Annotated in this window: 3 protein-coding genes; 1 reads left to right on the top strand and 2 read right to left on the bottom strand. The window is 74.3% G+C overall.

All coding sequences use genetic code 11. From position 1 onward, the window contains the following. Window positions 1-52: 52 nt before the first annotated feature. Window positions 53-1,642: an amidohydrolase gene (locus tag AOK24_RS43430; protein ID WP_055725339.1), complete on the bottom strand. Its 1,590-nt coding sequence runs from the start codon at window positions 1,640-1,642 to the stop codon at window positions 53-55. 131 nt (window positions 1,643-1,773) lie between these two features. Continuing rightward, on the bottom strand, window positions 1,774-2,214 hold the full coding sequence (locus AOK24_RS43425) for an Lrp/AsnC family transcriptional regulator (RefSeq protein WP_010357977.1): 441 nt from the start codon (window positions 2,212-2,214) through the stop codon (window positions 1,774-1,776). A 265-nt stretch (window positions 2,215-2,479) separates the two neighbouring features. On the opposite strand from AOK24_RS43425, the gene AOK24_RS43420 reads away from it, so the two are divergent. Continuing rightward, on the top strand, window positions 2,480-2,941 hold the full coding sequence (locus tag AOK24_RS43420) for a hypothetical protein (RefSeq protein WP_055725338.1): 462 nt from the start codon (window positions 2,480-2,482) through the stop codon (window positions 2,939-2,941). Window positions 2,942-3,306 lie beyond the last annotated feature (365 nt).

Here is a 3,306-nt window from a genome sequence, read left to right as displayed (position 1 = left end):
GGGAGAAGAGGGCGCGCGACGGGAGGGACCGGCCTCTCGAACGCGGGGCCCCTTACCTCTCGAACACCGTCCGCCCCCCGACCACTGTCCGCAGGCACACCGGCAGGTCCCGGCCCGGGGTGAGGTCCGGCAGGCCCGGGGTTCCCGAGCGGGGGTCCGTCGACCAGCGGGCCACCCGGTCGTCGGGGGCCTGGACGACGAGTTCGTCGGTGTGCCAGACGGCGTAGTCGGCGGGGGCGCCGGGGACCAGGGTGCCCGCGTCGTCGCGGCCCGTCGCGCGCCAGCCGCCCCGCGTGTGGGCGGTGAAGGCGGCGCGCACGGAGACGCGGTGGGCCGGGGTGTGGTGGAAGGCGGCGGCGCGGACGGCGCCCCAGGGGTCGAGGGGGGTGACCGGGGAGTCGGAGCCGAAGGCGAGGGGGACGCCGGCGCGCAGGAGCGCGGCGAAGGGGTTGAGGGTACGGGCCCGCTCGGCGCCGAGGCGCTGCGCGTACATGCCGTCCTCGCCTCCCCACAGGGCGTCGAAGGCGGGCTGGACGGACGCCGTGAGGCCCAGCTCCGCGAACGCGGTGATCGCGTCCGGCGTGAGCATCTCGGCGTGTTCGACCCGGTGCCGGGCGGCGCGGACGCGGGCGAGGCCGAGCTTCTCGGCGGCCGTACGGAACCCCGTGACGACGGCGGTGACGGCGGCGTCGCCGATCGCGTGGAAGCCCGCCTGGAGGCCCGCCTCGGTGCAGGCCACGACGTGCGCGGCGACGGCGCCCGCGTCCAGGTAGGCGAGGCCGGTGCCGGCGTCGTCGGCGTACGGCTGGTGCAGGCAGGCCGTGTGGGAGCCGAGGGCGCCGTCGACGAAGAGGTCGCCGGCGGCGCCGGCCGCGCCGAGCTCGCGGGCCTTGGCGACGTCCTGCTCGGCCCAGTAGCCGACGACACGCGGACCGGCCGACTCCCCGGCGAGCTTCAGCAGGCCCGTGAAGTCGTCCTCGGAGGAGATCTCGGGGCCGGCGCACTCGTGGACGGAGCCGATGCCGAGGGACGCCGCGCGCGCGAGGGCGGTGCGCTGGGCCTCGGCGCGCTGGGCCGGTGTCACGGCCGCGAACGCCGCCGCGCGGACCGCGTGGTGCGCGTCGGCGGTGAGGGGGCCCTCGGGGCGGCCCAGGGGCGTGAGGTCGAGGAGCGCGGTCGTGGCGACGGCCGAGTGGACGTCGATGCGCGACAGGTACAGGGGCCGTCCGCCGGTCGCCTCGTCCAGCTCCGCGCGCGTGGGCGGGCGTCCGCCGGGCCAGCGGGAGGCGTCCCAGCCGTGTCCGAGGAGGACCTTGTCGGCGGGCCGGGCCTCGGCGAACGCCCGTACGCGCGCGAGGGCGTCGGCGAGGGAGGGCGCGTCGGAGAGGTCCAGGCCGGTGAGGGCGAGGCCGGTGGAGGTGGTGTGCACGTGGGCGTCGGTGAACGCCGGGGTGACGAGCCCGCCGTCCAGGTCGACCACCTCGTCGACCCCGTCCGCGAACGCGTCCGCCGCGCCCTCCGAGCCGACCCAGGCGATCTGCCCGCGCTCGACGACCATCGCGGTCGCGAACGGGTCGGCGGGGCTGTGGACCTCTCCTCGGCGGAGCAGGACGGTCTGGGGGTCGGGGGTGCGCTCACTCATGGGGACAGTGTCCCGCCCGGCACTGACAGCGCGGCACGCAGGGGCCGGACACAAGACCCGCAGCCTGTACGACGATCAGCTCATATGCCGACCCGACCCTCTGCCGGCCCGATCCCCTGCCGCCCCGATCCTCAGATCCGCGGCGGCCGGGCCTCGTACGGCGTCGACAGCACCACCGTCGTCCGCGTCGACACCCCCGCCAACGCCCGCAGCCTCCCCAGCAGCTCCTCCAGCTCGTGGGGTGTGGCCACCCGGACCTTGAGGATGTAGTTCTCGTCCCCGGCGACGCTGTGGCACGCCTCGATCTCGGGTACTCCGGAGAGCCGGTCGGCGATGTCGTCGGGCGCGCTGGGGTCGAAGGGTTTGACCGAGATGAAGGCGGTCATGGGCAGCCCGACGGCCTCGGGGTCGACGACGGCCGCGTACCCGCGGATCACGCCCCGCTGCTCCAGCCGCCGCACCCGCTGGTGCACGGCAGACGTGGACAGGCCCGTGGCCTTGCCCAGGTCGGTGTAGCTCATCCGCCCGTCCTTGACGAGCAGCTGCACGATCTGTCGGTCCAGCTCCTCCATGGCGCTGAACCTACAGTGCGCTTGAACTCTTCGTATACCTATACGGCCCAGGTCATAGCCGGTTCGTGATGTACGGGTGGGGCCGCGGGGACCCCTGGGGCGGTGTCCGGGCGACCTGACATCTCCCCGTGGCATGTGACGAAGGCCACACCGCTCGAACGCGCTCCGTGATGCTCCCGTGATTACCGCCGAGACTGACTGGGAAGTGCTTGCTGTGGTCGAGGCCGCAGCGCCTGAACGGCCCCAGCCCGAGGGGGAGAATCCCATGCAGAGTGCCAACCGCCCTGGTCGTACCGCGCCCAAGCGGCTCCAGCCCGTCGTCGAGCTCGTTCCGGAGGGTGTCGATCCGGACGAAGACGGTTACGGGGACGACGAGTTCGACGCGTACGAGGGCGCCGACCTGTTCCGGGTGGTCTGCCCGGACTGCACGCAGCCGATCGCGCTGCTGGCGGACCAGGAGGTGTTGCCGGAGCACGCGCTGTGCGCCTCGCCGTGGAACCCGTTCGGGCTCACGGTCTGCGCGGGCACCGGCCGCGCGGCGGCGGACGCCCGGTCCGCCGACGAGGTGTTCCAGGAGCGGACGCAGGACATCGCGCCGGTGCTGACGCTCCCTCAGGGGCTCGACTGGCGCACCCAGCCGTTCTCGCACGTCGGTGGCCCCGGTTCGCGCCCGGTGCGTCCGGCGCGGCCCGCGCAGGTCCCGGCGGCGGTCCGCCGCGCCGCCTGATTTCACTCCAACGCGCGGCTTTCTCAAGGGAGTTGACGGTTCGTCGACGCCCCGGTTCCGGTACCCGGACCGGGGCACCTCACGAACTGACGCCCGACCGGCGCGCCCGTGACCTCCACACGGCTCGCGGCGTTGCCAAAGTATGACTCCCACATATTCGACACCGGGCCGGCACCGGCAGCGGTTCGTCCCCGCGCCCTTCGAGTTCTTACCGGCCGGTGCGGAGCCACCGCCGGACCCGCCCATCTACCGTGCCCTGATGCGGACTTGGGCCGACCGGGGGCGGACTCTGCCGGGTCACCACGACCCGGAGTGGAGCAGGCTGGCGGCGCCGCAGGTGCGGCCGGGCCAGTTCGGCGGGCTGC

The organism is Streptomyces niveiscabiei (genome assembly GCF_001419795.1).
Taxonomy (GTDB): Bacteria; Actinomycetota; Actinomycetes; order Streptomycetales; family Streptomycetaceae; genus Streptomyces; species Streptomyces niveiscabiei.
This window is presented reverse-complemented; position numbering and strand designations above follow the sequence as displayed.

Excerpts from the sequence above, each read along its gene's own strand:
- AOK24_RS43420 (WP_055725338.1), top strand. The coding sequence starts at position 2,480 with ATGCAGAGTGCCAACCGCCCTGGTCGTACCGCGCCCAAGCGGCTCCAG.
- AOK24_RS43430 (WP_055725339.1), bottom strand. The coding sequence starts at position 1,642 with ATGAGTGAGCGCACCCCCGACCCCCAGACCGTCCTGCTCCGCCGAGGA.
- AOK24_RS43425 (WP_010357977.1), bottom strand. The coding sequence starts at position 2,214 with ATGGAGGAGCTGGACCGACAGATCGTGCAGCTGCTCGTCAAGGACGGG.